This window comes from Vibrio sp. 10N.261.52.C11, assembly GCF_041471405.1.
In the GTDB taxonomy this organism is placed as follows: Bacteria; Pseudomonadota; Gammaproteobacteria; order Enterobacterales; family Vibrionaceae; genus Vibrio; species Vibrio crassostreae_C.
Genome location: NZ_JBFROI010000007.1, coordinates 62,732 through 80,547, shown reverse-complemented (window position 1 = coordinate 80,547; position 17,816 = coordinate 62,732). Strand labels below are relative to the sequence as shown.

The following is a 17,816-nucleotide window of genomic DNA, read 5'->3' as shown; positions in this document are numbered from 1 at the left end:
TCCGTTACTTAACTATAGGAAACTAGGATGCCTTATTTAATAGTTATAGTCCTCTCTATTTTTACTCTTACTGGATGCCAGTCAGCTTATTACTCCGCCATGGAGCAAGTGGGTTACCACAAGCGTGACATTATGGTCGATAGAGTGGAAGACGCTAAAGAGTCGCAGCAGGATGCTCAGGAAGAGTTTACCAGCGCACTTGAAGCCTTGAGTAGCCTGACTAATTTCAGTGGCGGCGACCTTGAAGACATGTACAACCAAATCAATGATAAATACCAAGACAGCGAGAAAGCCGCGCAAAATGTCAGTGACCGCATTGCTGCGATTGAAGATGTGTCGGATGCGCTGTTTGAAGAGTGGCAGAGTGAGTTAGATCTCTACACCAGTGATTCACTGCGCCGCTCGAGCGAGCAAAAGCTTCGTGAAACTAAATTGTCTTACCAAACGATGCTGTCAGCAATGAAGCGCGCCGAGAAGAAAATGGACCCAGTGCTCAATACCCTTCGCGACAACACGCTTTACTTGAAGCACAACCTCAATGCGAGCGCTGTCGGCTCGCTGCAAGGTGAGTTTATGAGCTTAGAAAAAGACATCGCCTACGCAATAGAACAGATGAATGCTGCGATCGCCGAATCGGATAAGTTCCTTGCTCAACTAAACCAGAAATAACGCCCGTAGGCACAAATAAAGATAAGCCCGTATGAACCCAATCATTATTACTGGCGGCCCTGGCGCCGGAAAAACCACATTGATCAATGCTTTGGGTGATGCGGGTTACCCCACCTTCGCTGAGTCCTCTCGCCAGTTAATCGAACAGCAGAGTCAACTTGAGAACGGTATCTTACCTTGGTTAGACCTTCCAGGCTTTGCTCGCCTATGTTTAACCGTCATGAGCGAACACAAAGACCAAGCCAGTCAGCATCCTGTTGCCTTTCTCGATCGCGCCATTCCAGATATCTGTGGCTACTTGGCTCAGGCGAAACTAGAGATAAACACAACCTACCGAGAAGCGAGCCAAGGTTATCACCCCCAAGTGTTGTTCTGTCGCCCTGAGGCTTCAATTTATGTCCAAGATGATGTGAGACCTTATCCGTTTGAGGAGGCGTTAGAGATTCACCACGCGTTAGAAAGAGTCTACCAAGAACTTGGTTATGAGGTGGTTGAAGTGCCGTTTATGCCAGTCGAAGAACGGCTTCAATTCGTTGAGCGTTACTTAGGTATCAAAAGCTAGATCCCCAACTCGGTCGTTCCTCCCTCTTGAGGATGACGAAATCTCGTTTAACCGTATCTAAACAAACTAAAAAACAAAAGCCCCGAGCAGCTAGGCTACTCGGGGCTTTCTTATCTACTTAGCTAGAAGCTAGTCAGCTGGCAATTAAGCCTTAGCTGGACGTGCTGCACGCTTACGTTCGTTTTCAGTAAGAAGCTTCTTACGGATACGAATGCTTACTGGCGTTACTTCTACTAGTTCGTCTTCGTCGATGAACTCAAGAGCTTGCTCTAGAGTGTGACGGATAGGTGGCGAAAGAACCTGTGCTTCATCAGTACCAGATGCACGAACGTTCGTTAGCTGCTTACCTTTCAGACAGTTTACTGTTAGGTCGTTTGAACGGTTGTGAATACCGATGATTTGACCTTCGTATACTTCATCCGCGTGCTCAGCAAATAGACGACCACGTTCTTGTAGGTTGAATAGTGCGTAAGTCAGAGCTTTACCAGTTGCGTTCGAGATTAGAACACCGTTGTTACGTTGACCGATTACGCCGCCTTTGTGAGGACCGTAGTGATCAAATGAGTGGTAAAGAAGACCAGAACCAGACGTTAGAGTTAGGAACTCAGTTTGGAAACCGATAAGACCACGAGAAGGCATCATGAAGTCCATGCGAACACGGCCTTTGCCATCTGGAGACATATCAGTTAGCTCACCTTTACGTAGACCGATGTTTTCCATGATGCCACCTTGGTGCTCTTCAAGCACGTCGATAGTCACAGTTTCAAACGGTTCAGTTAGGTTGCCATCTTCGTCTTTCTTGATGATAACTTCTGGACGAGATACAGCTAGCTCGAAACCTTCACGACGCATGTTTTCGATCAGGATAGATAGGTGAAGTTCACCACGACCTGAAACACGGAAACGATCTGGGTTATCAGTTTCTTCAACACGTAGTGCAACGTTGTGTACTAGTTCTTTCTCTAGACGCTCAAGGATGTTACGTGAAGTAACGAACTTACCTTCTTTACCCGCGAACGGAGAAGTGTTTACTTGGAACGTCATTGTTACTGTTGGTTCATCAACAGAAAGCGGAGTCATTGCTTCAACATTGTTTACGTCACAGATAGTGTCTGAAATTTTCAGCTCACCAAGACCAGTGATTGCAATGATGTCGCCAGCGTTAGCTTGCTCAACTTCGTGACGGTCAAGACCTAGGTAACCAAGAACTGTACCTACTTTACCGTTACGTTTTTTGCCTTCTGCATTGACGATAGTTACTTGTTGGTTTGGTTTAACAGAACCACGAGTAACACGAGCAACACCGATAACACCTACGTAAGAGCTGTAATCAAGTTGCGAAATTTGCATTTGTAGTGGACCGTCAAGGTCAACTGCAGGCGCGTCTACTGTATCAACAACAGCTTGGAACAATGGTTCCATGTTCTCGCCAGTTTCGCCTTCAGTCATTGTTGCCCAGCCGTTTAGAGCTGAAGCGTAAACAACTGTGAAGTCTAGTTGCTCATCAGTAGCACCTAGGTTGTCGAAAAGGTCGAATACTTGATCCATAACCCAATCAGGACGAGCGCCTGGGCGGTCAATCTTGTTGATTACAACGATTGGCTTAAGACCGTGTGCGAATGCTTTTTGCGTTACGAAACGAGTTTGAGGCATTGGGCCATCAACTGCGTCAACGATAAGCAGAACAGAGTCAACCATAGACATGATACGCTCAACTTCACCACCGAAGTCCGCGTGTCCCGGAGTATCTACGATGTTGATGCGGTAATCATTCCAGTTGATTGCTGTGTTCTTAGCAAGAATGGTAATGCCACGCTCTTTTTCGATGTCATTCGAATCCATGACACGCTCTTCAGCTTCACCACGAGACTCAAGAGTGCCTGACTGTTGTAGCAGTTTATCAACCAAAGTCGTTTTACCGTGGTCAACGTGCGCGATGATCGCGATATTTCTTAACTTATCAATCTGTGGAGTAGACATGGATTCTCGATTCACTCATAAAAGTAGCCGTCACTTATCTCAAAAGTTTGGATAATAACCGCTAGCTTGATTTAAAAAACGGTCAATAATATACCAGATTCTAGACAAAAACCCAGAAATATGTGATCTGAACCGGGGCTTTTTTCTTTATTAGCGATTCATATCCGCTTAACTTTGATTCAGTACAGTGTTGAACAGCCCAATTCGTAGGACTCTAAAAAAGTATTACCTGCGAGTGGCGAACCAAATCTCCCGCAAAATAACAAAAGTGGATTGACAACTTAGGCAATTCATTGCTGAATGGTGCTCGCTTATGTCTCATATTGGTGCACAGACAAACAATTGCACCAATAAGGTGCGCCCGGAGATCATTTTGGTGCAAAAACCAAATTAAGCAAAACCGAAAAACAAGTAAATCATTGAAATTAATGGAATAATTTTTTTGGCACGTTTTTGGCTATAGATAAATCAGCATCGATTAATGCACTTATAGACATTAATCAATGCTAGTTTCAACCGAATCGAGCTAATACCGAATTAATAACACTGGAGGTTATCCAAGATGTCAGTAGAAAATGTACTATCCCTGATCCAAGAGAACGAAGTTAAATTTATCGACTTACGTTTTACTGATACAAAAGGTAAAGAGCAGCATATCTCTATTCCTTCTCACCAAGTTGATGCAGACTTCTTCGAAGAAGGCAAAATGTTTGACGGCTCTTCAGTAGCTGGTTGGAAAGGCATTAACGAATCTGACATGGTAATGATGCCAGACGCAGCATCTGCTGTACTGGACCCATTCACAGAAGACGCAACACTAAACATCCGTTGTGACATCCTTGAGCCTGCAACAATGCAAGGCTACGACCGTGACCCACGCTCTATCGCTAAACGTTCTGAAGAGTACCTACGTTCTACAGGTATCGCAGACACAGTTCTAGTTGGTCCAGAGCCAGAATTCTTCCTATTTGACGACGTTAAGTTCTCAAACGACATGTCTGGTTCTTTCTTCAAGATCGATGACGTAGAAGCAGCTTGGAACACAGGTTCTGACTTCGAAGGCGGTAACAAAGGTCACCGTCCTGGCGTTAAAGGCGGTTACTTCCCAGTAGCTCCAGTAGATTCATCTCAAGACATCCGTTCAGCAATGTGTCTAGTAATGGAAGAGATGGGCCTAGTTGTTGAAGCTCACCACCATGAAGTAGCAACTGCGGGTCAAAACGAAATCGCTACTCGCTTCAACACGTTAACAGCGAAAGCTGATGAAACTCAAATCTACAAGTACGTTGTACACAACGTTGCTCACGCATTTGGTAAAACAGCGACATTCATGCCTAAGCCACTAGTTGGTGACAACGGTTCTGGTATGCACGTTCACCAATCTCTAGCAAAAGACGGCGTTAACCTGTTTGCTGGTGATAAGTACGGCGGCCTATCTGAAATGGCTCTTTACTACATCGGTGGTGTAATCAAGCACGCTCGTGCAATCAACGCGTTTGCTAACCCATCAACTAACTCGTACAAGCGTCTTGTACCTGGTTTCGAAGCACCTGTAATGCTTGCTTACTCAGCACGTAACCGTTCTGCTTCTATCCGTATCCCAGTAGTACCAAGCCCTAAAGCACGTCGTATCGAGCTACGTTTTGGTGACCCAGCAGCTAACCCATACCTATGCTACTCAGCAATGCTTATGGCTGGCCTTGACGGCATCAAGAACAAGATTCACCCAGGCGAAGCTATGGATAAAGATCTATACGACCTTCCTGCAGAAGAAGCAGCTGAAATCCCAACAGTTGCAGAATCTCTACAAGAAGCTCTAGCAGCGCTTAGCGAAGACCGTGAGTTCCTAACAGCTGGCGGCGTATTCTCTGACGATTTCATCGATTCTTACATCACTCTGAAATCTGACGACGTACAACGCGTGAACATGGCTACACACCCACTTGAGTTTGAACTGTACTACTCAGTTTAATCTCCTGTAGAGATAAGCCATTTCTTACTGCAACCTTGTAAGAATCGCTGACTAAATATTAGGCTCGCCTCGCAGGCGGGCCTTTTTTATATTCTCCCTCCCCCCGCTTCCTCGTACCATACCTTAGACAAAAGCCCTCAGAGGCTGTCGCGCTAAATACAATAAAACCAACGCCAAACGTGAAATCACCTAGCGGTGAAAAGAGGCTAAAGATATGAAAAACATACTGTTCCTAATCGGGTTAACAGTCGCGCTCTCGTGCTCTGCTCAAACGGTGTATACCTGGATAGATGAAGATGGCGTGCTCCACTTTAGTGATAACCCTAGCGCTCAAGATGCCGAGGCTCTTCGCCTGCCAGATGTGCAAGCTTCAGCACCCGCCCCTAAATTTGAGGCCTCAACTCCGGTTGACGCTACTGCTTCCTCTACAACTAAAACGGCAACGCCAGCCAAAACTCAGGCAGAAACCGAAACCACAAAGCGCGAGGTTCCTACTCAATTAGCCCTCACCATGTTGACTCCAGTTCATGATCAAACCATTCGTAGTAATCGCGGCTTAATCCCGATTCAGATAGAACTCAACCGAAAGCTTGGTATAGGTGAGCAATTACAATTGATGCTCGATGGCCGTCGATATGGCGCCCCACAGACCCAACCTATTTGGGAATTAAAAGGTATCGATCGAGGTACTCACACCATTGCAATTCAAGCACATAGAAGCGGCAAGCTTATTGCATCTACTAGTCCAGTCACCGTGTATTTACATCGAGCGACGCTCAAGTAGGCCAATGTGTTAAAAGAGGCCAAATAACCTCTACTTTTCACCTAATCGAAGCAGCTTTCAGCGACTCTAATGAATTATCTTTAGCTTCTGGTTGATATGCGCCATACTTGAACTTAGCTACGCACCAATTTGGTGCAGTGAGAAAAACACCAGTTCAAGGACGAAATAGTGAATCGATCAGCCAAAAGCGACAGCATAGATACACACCATCTTTCCAGCGCCATTCTCGACAATATGGTGACTTCGACATTAATGCTCGATGAGCAATTGTATGTCCGATACGCAAATCCGGCGGCTGAGCAGCTCTTTTCACAGAGCGCACGACGCATCGTTGATCATCCACTGAGCCAACTTATCCAACACGCTTCACTTGATTTGGCGCTTCTGACGCAACCGCTACAAAGTGGCCAGAGCATTACCGACAGTGACGTTACCTTCGTTGTTGATAACCGCCCACTGATGCTTGAAGTCACGGTTAGCCCAATATCTTGGCAGCGAGAGACGCTGTTATTGGTTGAGATGCGCAAGATAGACCAGCAAAGACGCCTTAGCCAAGAGCTCAACCAACATGCACAACAACAAGCGGCTAAGTTGCTGGTACGCGGGTTAGCACATGAGATCAAAAATCCACTCGGAGGCTTAAGAGGTGCGGCGCAGTTACTTGGGAAAATGCTTCCTGATCAGTCTCTTAATGAATATACGCAGATCATTATTGAGCAAGCCGACCGCTTAAGAGCATTAGTCGACCGTCTGCTTGGCCCACAGAAGCCGGGGACTAAATCAGAAGAGAACCTTCACCAGATACTTGAGAAAGTCAGGCAGCTCGTAGAGCTCGAATCGGGTTCAACGCTCGCCATCGAAAGGGATTACGACCCGAGCCTACCGGACATCTTGATGGATTCGGCACAGGTTGAACAAGCGATGCTCAATATCGTGAGCAATGCAGCGCAGATTCTAAAGACTCAAGATTCTGGCAAAATCACCATTCGCACCAGAACGGTGCATCAAGCAAATATTCACGGGCAGCGACACAAACTCGCAGCGCGCATTGAGATCAGCGATAACGGTCCGGGCATCCCCGATGATTTAAAAGACACGCTGTTTTACCCAATGGTCAGCGGACGAGAAGGTGGAACAGGGCTGGGGCTATCGATTTCTCAAAACCTGATCGATCAACACAATGGGAAAATTGATGTTGAAAGCTGGCCAGGCAACACAACATTCACGATTTATCTACCGATTTAGGTCATAAGAACCTCGCTATTGGACAGCGAGATGAAAGGCTTAGCTCGGTAACACAAAGATTAAGACATCATAAAAACAACAATGATTATCACAATAGATTTGGCTGCAAAGGAATTGAATTATGAGTAAGGGATACGTTTGGGTCGTCGATGACGACAGCTCTATCCGCTGGGTAGTAGAGAAAACACTTTCATCTGCGGATATTAAGTGTGAAACATTTGCTGATGCTGAGAGCGTGTTGCTTGCGCTTGAGCGCGAGACACCGGACGTATTGGTGTCTGACATTCGCATGCCCGGCATTGACGGGATTGAGCTGTTGCATCAGGTTCATCAACGCTCTCCCGACCTGCCCGTGATCATTATGACCGCGCACTCAGACCTTGATGCGGCGGTGAATGCTTATCAAAAAGGCGCCTTTGAATATCTTCCAAAGCCGTTCGATATTGATGAAACACTGACTCTAGTCGAACGAGCGATCGCGCACAGCCAAGAGCAGAAACGCGAACAAGCCAGTGAGGTCGCTGAAGACACCAACGCGCCAGAAATCATCGGTGAAGCACCGGCAATGCAGGAGGTTTTCCGAGCGATTGGCCGTTTGTCTCGCTCATCCATATCCGTGCTGATCAATGGTGAATCGGGGACTGGTAAAGAATTAGTCGCGCACGCGCTGCATCGTCACAGCCCAAGAGCTAAAAAGCCCTTCATTGCGTTAAACATGGCGGCAATCCCTAAAGACTTGATCGAATCAGAGCTGTTTGGCCACGAGAAAGGCGCCTTTACTGGCGCTAACAGTGTTCGCCAAGGACGATTCGAACAAGCCAACGGCGGTACTCTGTTTCTTGATGAAATAGGCGATATGCCACTCGATATTCAGACTCGACTACTGCGCGTGCTTTCTGATGGCCAATTTTATCGCGTCGGTGGACATTCTGCGGTTAAGGTTGATGTTCGTATCGTTGCAGCAACCCACCAAGATCTTGAGCGCTTGGTGCATGACGGTGGTTTCCGTGAAGACCTTTTCCATCGACTGAACGTTATCCGAATCCATATCCCGGCACTTCGCGAACGTAAACAAGACATTGAAAAGCTGACTCATCACTTCCTAGCATCCGCCGCCGAAGAGCTCGGTGTTGAAGTGAAGACACTGCATCCTGAGACCATTTTGAAGCTCAACCAGCTCAATTGGCCGGGTAACGTGCGTCAGCTTGAAAACATTTGTCGTTGGCTTACCGTGATGGCCAGCGGCAGCGAAATTCTTCCTTCAGACCTGCCACCAGAGCTGCTAGAAGAAAAAGTGGTGACCACTTCAGGAACTGGAGATAACTGGCAACAACTGCTCGCTAATTGGGCAAAGTGTGCGCTTGATTCAGGAGAAAAAGAGCTGCTAACTTATGCTCTGCCAGAATTTGAACGTATACTGCTAGAAGCTGCACTCCACCACACTAATGGTCATAAACAGGATGCAGCTAAGGTTTTGGGATGGGGAAGAAACACCCTAACTCGTAAACTCAAAGAACTGTACTAGACCTTATATGATTCTCGATGCAGCTACTTTTTAACCAAAAAAGTGTCGCTTGGTTTGAATAGTGTCGGTACAATTACAGTACACTATTCACCAAAGTTGTAGCTAAAGATGTCTTTGAAAACACAAATTACTTTGAGAACCGCAGTGGTTCTGCCATTCGTGATGATTTTTCTGTTCACTATGGGTGTAATGGTTTTCACTCAAAAGCTAAGCTACAAAGAGATGGTGAGTGATGTTAGTGCACGCCAGCTGACATCACTGACTGACAATGTTCATCAAAGCCTGTCTAATTTTTTAGAAAAGCCATTTCACGCCAACCTCTCGCTCAGCCATAACATCGGCTACCACCATCTTTATCAAGCAGGCAATCTTAGTAAGGTCCAAGACTATATTTTTTATACGTTTTCAGACCATTACACTGCTGTACCTCAACTCGATGCGATCGGCTTTGGTTCTGAAGATGGTAACTACGTCGGTTTCCGCAAAGAAGCCAACAAAGGCTACACCTTGATGGTGCAAGACGAACGCACCAATGATCAGCTGGTCATTTACCGTGGCAGCAAAATTAGTGAAGACATTCGATCGGTGATTTCAGGTTACGATCCTAGAATCCGTCCTTGGTACACACCCATTGCGACACAGAAAAAACCGTTATGGTCACCAATTTATGCCAATGCTGACGAACGTCAAGAAATCACCTTATCTGCTCTAGCGCCTATCTATGATGATAATGAATTCAAAGCCGTCGTAGTCAGCGACATCAAAATCAATACCTTCAATGCGTTTCTCAGAAAGCTCAAAGATAGAACGGATGCCTCTGTTTACATCATCGATAAGCAGCAACGCTTGGTCGCGCACTCAGGCGGAGGCAGTGTCGTTTCATGGGGCACAGGACAAACCAACAAAGGGCAACGCAAACTAGCAACAGAGAGTGCTAATCCAGTCATACGTGAGAGTGCTAGCTACGTAGAGCAATTCCACCTAATCGAGAATTTGGGCGAGCAGCGCTTTAGTTTTAGCCTAGACAACGAACGCTACTTCAACCAAATCACCCCATACGAAGATGAGCACGGGCTCACGTGGTTTATTGGGGTGTCGATCCCTGAAAGCAATCTGCTCGGTGAATTGCCAGAAAATCAAAGAAACAGTTGGTTGCTTGGGCTAGCACTGAGCTGCATTGGGGTCATTGCAGGATTAATTGCCTTTAATCGCGCAACCCAACCCATCACCTCGACAGCGGATGCGGCAAAACGCCTTGCTAAGGGCGATTGGGACGCGAGCATGCCAAAAACAGGGCATATATATGAAACCAGCATGTTGGTCGAGTCATTCAATGAAATGACCAACAACTTAAAGGCTTCGTTTCATGCATTACAGTCTCAACTTACCTATGACTCATTAACCAAGCTATACAGCCGTGAAGGCTTTATTGACGCTGCCAAGAAACACCCCGACAACGAAAAAGGCACACTGTATTTGATTGGTATTGATCGCTTCCGAGACATCAATGACAGCCTAGGTCATTACAATGGCGACCAGCTACTTATCATTGCGGCCGCTCGTTTAAGAGGCACACTGCCATCCGAATACCTACTAGCTCGCACTGGTGGTGATGAGTTTGCCATCTACGCGCCAAACGTAACGCAAAGCGATGATGTTCAGCTGCTGACTAACCGCTTACTTCAAACCTTCGCTTCCCCATTTTCAATGGAATCGGAAAGCGTGGTGATTAAGGTATCGATGGGGATAGTGAATGTCTCGAATCTTCACGACATTACACTCCTGCTACGCAGCAGCAGCATTGCATTGAGCAATGCGAAACAAGACAAAACCAGTGTCTGTATTTATAGCCTTGAAATGGGCAAAGCATCGAGACATCGCACCAAGATGTTAGCGCGGATGAACCGAGCGATTGAGCTTCAACAGTTCGAACCGTTTTATCAGCCTATTATTGATCTGGAATCTGGCTCGACCATAGGAGCAGAAGCTTTAGCTCGCTGGATAACGGATGAAGGGGTGATCTCGCCACTCGAGTTCATTCCTCTCGCGGAAGAGAGCGGGCTCATTGACGATATCGGCAAGCAAATTCTGCATAAGTCGTGTCGAGATACTGCCATCGCGATTGAATCAGGAAAGTGGAGCAAGGACTTCTCTATTCACGTTAACCTGTCGGTCGATCAACTGAGTGAAAGTGGCTTTGTGGAACAAGTAAAAGGCACGTTGCGAGACACAAATCTGCCAGCAAGCAACCTGACACTAGAGATCACCGAATCACGCATCGTCGACAACGACCCGACCATCATCGATAACATGCTGACTCTAAAAGCACTAGGGATATCAATTGCGATTGATGACTTTGGTACCGGCTATTCGTCACTGGCTTATTTACACAAACTGCCATTTGATTGCTTAAAGATCGATCGCAGCTTTGTCAGCAAACTTGATAAAGAGAACCTAGATAGCTCCATCGTCGCGGCCATCGTTAACATCACTAAGGGCTTCAAAGTAAGCTTGGTGGCAGAGGGCGTTGAAACACAGCAACAGGCTGAACTTCTCAAGCAGCTGCAGTGCCCGCTTGCTCAAGGCTTCTTATACAGTCGCCCAGTTCCGTTTGACCAATGGCCTACCGACCTCATCAACTCCAAGCAAAGTGCCAAGGTCAAACAAAATACCACTGAGAGTCTCACCTAAACCAGGCAGAAATCGAATGAGTCAGATACAAAAATGCCAGCATGATGCTGGCATTTTTTATTGTTCTATTCTCTATCGAGCGATTAGATAACGCGAGAGAATTGCTGCTGGCGAGCCTTTGCACGTAAGTATTTATCAAAACACATACAGATGTTACGGATCAGCAAACGGCCACGCAAAGTCACGCGGATTTCTTTGTCATCCACTTCAACCAACTCATCATTGATGAAGGTTTGCAGTAGCCCTAAGTCTTCTTTGAAGTAACCATTAAAGTCTACAGAAAACTCAGACTCGATCATGGTTTTATCAAGCTTAAAGTTACAGATAAGCTGTTTAATGACCTCACGACGCACTAGGTCATCACTGTCTAATACCACACCTTTCCAAAGTGCATGACGCAGGTCATTCACTTGAGCGTAGTACTTCTTCAGCTCTTTCTGGTTTTGAGCGTAAGCATCACCAACCATAGAAATCGCAGAAACACCGAAACCAATTAAGTCAGCTTCACCTTGGGTGGTGTAGCCTTGGAAGTTACGATGCAGAATACCTTCACGCTGTGCTACGGCTAGCTCATCTTCAGGTAGTGCGAAGTGATCCATACCAATGAACTGGTAACCCGCTCCCGTTAGCGTCTCGATGGTATCTTGCAAGATAGCCATTTTCTCTTTCGCTTCAGGTAGATCTTCGTCTTTAATCTTACGCTGCGCCGCAAACAGCTGAGGCATGTGTGCGTAGTTAAATACCGATAAACGGCCCGGCTTCATTTCTAACACTTGCTTCAATGTTTCAGCGAACAAAGCTTGAGTCTGCTTTGGTAGGCCGTAGATCAAATCCAGGTTAGTTGAACGGAAGCCTAGCTCTTTCGCTCGTTTAACCATCGCAATGATGAACTCTTCATCTTGCTCACGGTTAACCAGTTTCTGCACTTCTTTATTGAAGTCTTGCACGCCAATGCTCAGGCGGTTGAAGCCTTCGTTACGCAGGTGGTCAAGTACGTCTAGCTCAATCTCACGCGGGTCAACTTCAATACTGATTTCAGCGTCAGCGGTGAAGTTAAACTCTTCACGCAAAATACTCATCAAACGAGTGATTTGTGTTTTGGTCAAGAACGTTGGCGTACCACCACCGAAGTGCAATTGCGTCACTTCACGGCCATTCAATAAAGAGGCGCGTTGGCGGATTTCATGTTCAATCACATCAAGGTACTCATCCGCTTTATGCGAGTGACGAGTAATGACTTTATTACAACCACAGTAGTAACAAAGCTTGTGGCAGAACGGGATATGCACGTAAAGAGAGAGTGGACGCTCAGGATATTGAGTACACGCCATGTCGTAATCAGCGACGGTAAACGCTTCATGAAACTCCAACGCAGTTGGGTATGAGGTGTAACGAGGTCCCGAATAGTTGTACTTGTTTAAGATCTCTTGATCCCAAACGATTTGCTGATTCGTTGTTACTGGCTTGCTCGACATAGCGGTATTTCCAATTTAGATCCGCGAGAACCTAAGGTCTCTCAAATCATTTTACATACATTAAAATATAGACGGGTTATTTTGCCACACGACCTGTAAGGTCGTTCCAAGACAAAATCAATTTTTTAGACAAAAACTCAGAACTGCTAGCTTGATCACTAACAAAGCGTCGGGATTAACGAGACGCAAAAGGTAAGAAGGCTCATTTAACACTATCTATAAAGATAAGGTGTCTCAAGAACACCCTGTATTAAACAAGCCTCTATTTTAAATAGTCTTAGCGACTAGATCATCTGAATGTTGATTTGGTTGTTGAGAGGTTTAACCTTCTCTTGCAACCTTTTCAGATCTTCAATGACCGCATCATTCAAGCGAGTCTCTGCCTTATGGCGCGTGAGATTCTGCTGCATGCGCTCTTTCTTCGTCAGTTCCTGTCTTGCCTCTCCGCGAGCCATATCTTTTACGATATGGTACAGCTCAGAAAGAGCAGGATACTCAGAATCAAAATCGACACGCTCATCACCCTGAACATTATCCATAATGATACACACTCGGATACTGATCTCAGGTAAGTCACATTGCCCTTGAATGCCCGCTAAGCACAAAGTATTTACGTTTTCGTAAATCGTCGCGTTGCGTTTTTCAATGGCTAGTGCTTGATGCTGCTTTTGCAACTCCGTCTGCTTCTTCACTTGAAGTAGAAGGTAACCTGCGTAAGAGCCCAAGCCGAGAATGATAATTCCACCAGCAATTGCTAATAAGGTTACGTTCACTGGCTATTAACCTTTAAAGCTGTCTAAATCGAAATCTTCGAATTGAGATAGCAAGTCTTCGTCAGAGCTCGCTTTCTTCTTAGAGGCAACCGGTGCTTCTTCGAAGATCTCTTCTTCATCGTCTTCTGGCTCTAGTAGACCTAAGCGTCCCATTAGGTGTTCGATACGATCAAGTTTCTCATCAACAAACTTCTGTAGACCAGCACCTAGGTTTTCACCATTTTCGATACGATCTAGGAGTGTGTTCAGTTGAGCGTCATTCTCAAGCATCTCTAACTCTTGTTCGTTAGATAGCTTGCGCTCTTGTTTAGTCGGCTTCTTCGCTGGTTCAACGATCAGCGGAATTTTTTTCTTGCTGCCTAAACGTGGATCACGAGCTTGTGCAGCTTTACGCTGTTTTGCTTCGCTACCATCTGAGTGACGGCTGCCAGACTTAAGGCCTTTACGCTTTTTAACACGCTTACGTTCACGACCTTCAACATCAGATTCACTACGGTTACGAGTAACCATAGGCTCCGGAGCGCCAAGTGCTCCCGGCTTTCTTGATTTCTTACTACGACCCATTACTGCACTTTCCTCAGTAAAATTACATCATTTCCAAAAAATTCTAGTTCGAGCTTATCCCGCTCTGCCAAAAACTGGAATGTTTGACGACTAAAGAAGACGACATGTGTCGGGTCATTCTTGTAGTGCCAACCAGCAAACGCGTCTACGTCTATTACTAGTTTAGTCATAAGACCAATCCAGCCCTTGGGTTTAACTAAATTCAACCATTGCTGCCACACTTTGTCTGGGTGATAAAGATGCTCTATCACCTCCGTGGCAGTCATAAAGTCATACGTTTTTTCCAACACAGAGGGTTCTGGGTGGTAATAGATATCGTACAACTCCATGGTGTGTCCGGCTTCTTCTAACATAATAGATAGCGTAGGGCCTGGGCCACAACCAAAATCCAACCCGTGTGAGTTAGATGAAATTTTGTCTGTTAGTGGATCCGCGATGCGAGATAAAAAGCGGCGATAGCCTGCATCACTAGGATCGTTCTCATGGAGATCATAGTGTGCTTTTTCTTCTTTTGCTTCTAACCTTTGTTCAGGTTTAACAAATACCAGTTCACATTGCTGACACTGCAGATAGGCTCTGCGTTTGTCTTCAAAATAGTGATTCACGCCTTGGTGATGGCATAAGGGACAAGTATACATAGCACATCCTTAAACAGGGATGCGAAACATACCAGAAACTGAGTTTATAGTGGAGAGGTATTGGGTGTTTTTTCATCAAATCAATAAAAAAAGCGATAGGAAAACCTATCGCTCTCTAAATCTGCCTATATCGGCCAAAATTTGCATACTCAACTTGGTACACAAATCTCCATTTGTTATTGGTGCTTTCCATGCCAAATTTGTTTGTTGTTCATCGTCCTGATGAGTTTTGGCTATCCTTTTCTAACACCTTGTTGCTGGGCTGTCCTAGCCTGATCCATTTCTGTCTATACCGTTAGACTAGATGATCATCCATATCTAAGTCAGCTCCTAGCTGATGGCGGTTACTTTACCGTGTTACAAAAAGACTACAAGAGTGCGACTTCACACTTTTGTACACAAATCGATCACACATTGATAAATCAGACATAAACACAAAACGCATTAATAAAACCAATACAAAAGAAAACGCCCCGACCATTACTGATCGGGGCGTCTCTTCAATCTCGCTCGAACGTACATTCCTTTACTCTGGCTAAGAGCAAGAAACCGACAAATTAGTGTAAACCACCAACGTACTTCGATAAGGTATCAATATCAGCGTCTGTTAACTTTTTAGCTACATCACGCATCATCGCATTCATGTCGTTATTACGGTCACCATCGCGGAATTTTTCAAGTTGAGCCTTGATGTAATCTGCGTGCTGACCTGAAATCTTAGGGAAACCAGAAAGTTCGGTACCATTACCACGAGGGCCATGACAAGCAATACACGCCGTTACGCCGCGTTCTGCGTTACCCGCTGTGTAAAGAACCTTACCTTCATCTACTACATTTTCAGGAGTAGAGTTACTAGAGATAGGTAGAGAGGCGTAGTATGCCGCTAGGTCAGCCATATCTTCTTCAGATAAAGGCATCGCCATTGCACCCATTACAGGTTCGTAACGACCTTGCTTACCACCACTTGTCATACCTAGCTTAAGCTCTTTTAACTGCTTCTCTAGATACTTCTCATGTTGACCAGCCAGCTTAGGGTACTGAGTGATCAGGCTGTTGCCGTCAGCACCGTGGCAGGCAACACATGTTTGTGATTTGGCTTTACCAGCTTCAATACTACCTTGAGCCCATACTGAGCAGCTGGCTAAAAGACTCAAAATTAGCGCTAATTTCTTCATGACATTCCATTATAATTATCAAGCTTCCAGTACCACTCTATGTTGCCACTCATGGTACAATAGGCGACCTTATGCCGAGCACGGTTATTTTACACAAATTCACAAAAAAGTAATCAATCGACTACACAAAGTCGAGATGGAGTTAACAGTGAGCGTAAAAATTCATTATCAAAACACGCATTTCATTACCAGTGCACCTGATATTCGTCATTTACCAGAAGACGAAGGGATCGAAATTGCGTTTGCAGGACGCTCCAATGCTGGTAAATCTAGCGCGCTAAATCGCGTTACAAACCAAAAAAGCTTGGCGAAAACCAGTAAAACACCCGGTCGAACTCAGCTAATCAACCTATTTAAGGTAACGGACGGTTGTCATATCGTCGATTTACCTGGATATGGCTTTGCTCAAGTACCACTTGAGATGAAGAAAAAATGGCAGAAGTCGCTAGGTGAATACCTACAACGACGTGAAAGCCTGAAAGGTTTAGTGGTATTGATGGATATCCGTCACCCAATGAAAGACCTTGACCAACAAATGATCTACTGGGCTATCGATAGCCGCATCCCAGTACAGGTTTTGTTAACAAAAGCAGACAAACTGAAAAGTGGTGCGCGTAAAGCACAGCTACTGAAAATCCGTAACGATGCAAAATCTTTCGGTGGTGATGTTGCGGTTGATGTCTTCTCTTCAATGAAGGGCATCGGCGTTGACCAACTGCGTGCCAAGATGGATGAGTGGTTTGCGCCTGCGCTTGCTGATCAAATCATTGATGAGTTAGCAGACGAAGAGCACAACGACTCAGAGTAGTTCCTCTACTTATCGCTATAGGTTAGAGCACTTACAACACGTGATTTAGCCTTATCAATGCCCCTCCTTATATAGGTGGGGTATTTTTTTGCCCAAAAATGAGTGAGTTAAGCATAAGTTTTTAGTGTTAAAAATCGGATTTAGCCACTAAAACCAATAGAAGTGAACCATACTAAAAGACACATCTAAATAATCAGAACAATGAGAAAGGAATACTCATGTGGAAAACACCATTGGCCATCATTGCACTTATGTTGGTCTCACTGACAGGGTTTGCCTCTGAAGCAGAACAAGAACAAGCCCCACTGATCAATGTCGATATGACCTTAGACCTCGATGGCATGGAAAAGTACGCCCAAGACGCGAGTGAGTCTCTTGAGGTGATATCGCAATCTTTGCAAGCGATAGTCAACAACCCCAACCTAAGCGACGACCAGCAACAAGCCCTCAATCAAACGGTTGAAAGTATCAATAAGCTTGCGAGCTCCACCAAGACATCACTCAATCAACTGCCACAAGCCTTAGACCAATCTCGACTCGCCTTTAAACAAACCAGTCAAATGCTGTTGGATGACATTCAGACCAAGATCATCATTGCGCTGGCGGCCGTTATCGCCGTCATTATTATCGCTTTGACCGCTATCTATCTGCTTATCCTGAAACCCATGCAGCAAACCTTGGTAAAAGCGACCAACAATATCTCTTCGATGGCACAATCCATCCAGATCACCGCCGAAGCACTGAAATACAGCACCGAGAAACAACAGAAAATCATGGATTACATTGAGCATTCACCGACTCAATACACTGATAAATAAGGCGTGATCCATCAATCCTTTATCGATAACTTGTAAAATAAAAGTTATTTCAAGTGATAAAACAATCGAATTAGAGACGGATTTAAATTACCAAAAGCTGATCGAATTTCAGATCTAAGGCAAATCAGGGGTTTATC

15 protein-coding genes are annotated in these 17,816 nt (G+C 45.4%); 9 read left to right on the top strand and 6 right to left on the bottom strand.

Annotated elements, in window-relative coordinates:
• Positions 1-27: 27 nt before the first annotated feature.
• The gene (locus tag AB4323_RS01895) at positions 28-669 is read left to right on the top strand and encodes a DUF2959 domain-containing protein (RefSeq protein WP_029235101.1); all 642 of its coding nucleotides are present in this window, start codon (positions 28-30) and stop codon (positions 667-669) included.
• Between the two features lie 31 nt (positions 670-700).
• Positions 701-1,231 (top strand): AAA family ATPase, encoded by a 531-nt coding sequence (locus AB4323_RS01890; protein WP_171732302.1) that lies wholly within the window; start codon positions 701-703, stop codon positions 1,229-1,231.
• A 144-nt stretch (positions 1,232-1,375) separates the two neighbouring features.
• Here AB4323_RS01890 and typA read toward each other — a convergent pair whose 3' ends face one another.
• Positions 1,376-3,211: a translational GTPase TypA gene (typA, locus tag AB4323_RS01885; RefSeq protein ID WP_017059220.1), complete on the bottom strand. Its 1,836-nt coding sequence runs from the start codon at positions 3,209-3,211 to the stop codon at positions 1,376-1,378.
• Between the two features lie 562 nt (positions 3,212-3,773).
• On the opposite strand from typA, the gene glnA reads away from it, so the two are divergent.
• The 5 genes from glnA to AB4323_RS01860 all read left to right on the top strand — a co-directional run bounded on the left by glnA (position 3,774) and on the right by AB4323_RS01860 (position 11,428).
• The gene (gene glnA / locus AB4323_RS01880) at positions 3,774-5,183 is read left to right on the top strand and encodes a glutamate--ammonia ligase (protein WP_017059221.1); all 1,410 of its coding nucleotides are present in this window, start codon (positions 3,774-3,776) and stop codon (positions 5,181-5,183) included.
• A gap of 214 nt (positions 5,184-5,397) precedes the next feature.
• Positions 5,398-5,967 (top strand): DUF4124 domain-containing protein, encoded by a 570-nt coding sequence (locus AB4323_RS01875; protein WP_372151471.1) that lies wholly within the window; start codon positions 5,398-5,400, stop codon positions 5,965-5,967.
• Between the two features lie 168 nt (positions 5,968-6,135).
• Positions 6,136-7,212 (top strand): nitrogen regulation protein NR(II), encoded by a 1,077-nt coding sequence (gene glnL / locus AB4323_RS01870; protein WP_019826501.1) that lies wholly within the window; start codon positions 6,136-6,138, stop codon positions 7,210-7,212.
• A 121-nt stretch (positions 7,213-7,333) separates the two neighbouring features.
• Positions 7,334-8,737, top strand: coding sequence for a nitrogen regulation protein NR(I) (glnG, locus tag AB4323_RS01865; protein ID WP_372151469.1), 1,404 nt, complete (start codon positions 7,334-7,336; stop codon positions 8,735-8,737).
• 108 nt (positions 8,738-8,845) lie between these two features.
• A complete protein-coding gene (locus tag AB4323_RS01860; RefSeq protein ID WP_017063058.1) occupies positions 8,846-11,428 on the top strand; it encodes a GGDEF and EAL domain-containing protein in 2,583 nt (860 codons plus the stop codon).
• An 83-nt stretch (positions 11,429-11,511) separates the two neighbouring features.
• Here the strand turns inward: AB4323_RS01860 and hemN are convergent, their stop codons facing one another.
• From hemN to AB4323_RS01835, 5 genes are all read right to left on the bottom strand, one after another.
• Complete coding sequence (gene hemN / locus AB4323_RS01855) at positions 11,512-12,903, bottom strand: oxygen-independent coproporphyrinogen III oxidase (protein WP_017060165.1); 1,392 nt, start codon at positions 12,901-12,903, stop codon at positions 11,512-11,514.
• 284 nt (positions 12,904-13,187) lie between these two features.
• On the bottom strand, positions 13,188-13,676 hold the full coding sequence (locus AB4323_RS01850) for a DUF2489 domain-containing protein (protein WP_017060164.1): 489 nt from the start codon (positions 13,674-13,676) through the stop codon (positions 13,188-13,190).
• Positions 13,677-13,682: 6 nt separating this feature from the next.
• Entirely contained in the window at positions 13,683-14,240 is a 558-nt protein-coding gene (gene yihI / locus AB4323_RS01845; protein ID WP_017060163.1) for a Der GTPase-activating protein YihI, read from the bottom strand.
• Entirely contained in the window at positions 14,240-14,878 is a 639-nt protein-coding gene (locus tag AB4323_RS01840; protein WP_010433503.1) for a class I SAM-dependent methyltransferase, read from the bottom strand. Before AB4323_RS01840 ends, yihI begins: the two co-directional genes overlap by 1 nt.
• Before the next feature lie 557 nt (positions 14,879-15,435).
• The gene (locus tag AB4323_RS01835) at positions 15,436-16,053 is read right to left on the bottom strand and encodes a cytochrome c (RefSeq protein ID WP_012602993.1); all 618 of its coding nucleotides are present in this window, start codon (positions 16,051-16,053) and stop codon (positions 15,436-15,438) included.
• 148 nt (positions 16,054-16,201) lie between these two features.
• Here AB4323_RS01835 and yihA point away from each other — a divergent pair, with 148 nt between their 5' ends.
• A complete protein-coding gene (yihA, locus tag AB4323_RS01830; protein ID WP_017060162.1) occupies positions 16,202-16,861 on the top strand; it encodes a ribosome biogenesis GTP-binding protein YihA/YsxC in 660 nt (219 codons plus the stop codon).
• 218 nt (positions 16,862-17,079) lie between these two features.
• Complete coding sequence (locus AB4323_RS01825) at positions 17,080-17,679, top strand: GTP-binding protein (protein WP_017060161.1); 600 nt, start codon at positions 17,080-17,082, stop codon at positions 17,677-17,679.
• Positions 17,680-17,816: the final 137 nt, after the last annotated feature.

Coding starts and splice junctions, on each gene's coding strand:
- AB4323_RS01895 (WP_029235101.1), top strand. CDS start 28: ATGCCTTATTTAATAGTTATAGTCCTCTCTATTTTTACTCTTACTGGA.
- AB4323_RS01890 (WP_171732302.1), top strand. CDS start 701: ATGAACCCAATCATTATTACTGGCGGCCCTGGCGCCGGAAAAACCACA.
- typA (WP_017059220.1), bottom strand. CDS start 3,211: ATGTCTACTCCACAGATTGATAAGTTAAGAAATATCGCGATCATCGCG.
- glnA (WP_017059221.1), top strand. CDS start 3,774: ATGTCAGTAGAAAATGTACTATCCCTGATCCAAGAGAACGAAGTTAAA.
- AB4323_RS01875 (WP_372151471.1), top strand. CDS start 5,398: ATGAAAAACATACTGTTCCTAATCGGGTTAACAGTCGCGCTCTCGTGC.
- glnG (WP_372151469.1), top strand. CDS start 7,334: ATGAGTAAGGGATACGTTTGGGTCGTCGATGACGACAGCTCTATCCGC.
- AB4323_RS01860 (WP_017063058.1), top strand. CDS start 8,846: ATGTCTTTGAAAACACAAATTACTTTGAGAACCGCAGTGGTTCTGCCA.
- hemN (WP_017060165.1), bottom strand. CDS start 12,903: ATGTCGAGCAAGCCAGTAACAACGAATCAGCAAATCGTTTGGGATCAA.
- yihI (WP_017060163.1), bottom strand. CDS start 14,240: ATGGGTCGTAGTAAGAAATCAAGAAAGCCGGGAGCACTTGGCGCTCCG.
- AB4323_RS01840 (WP_010433503.1), bottom strand. CDS start 14,878: ATGTATACTTGTCCCTTATGCCATCACCAAGGCGTGAATCACTATTTT.
- AB4323_RS01835 (WP_012602993.1), bottom strand. CDS start 16,053: ATGAAGAAATTAGCGCTAATTTTGAGTCTTTTAGCCAGCTGCTCAGTA.
- AB4323_RS01825 (WP_017060161.1), top strand. CDS start 17,080: ATGTGGAAAACACCATTGGCCATCATTGCACTTATGTTGGTCTCACTG.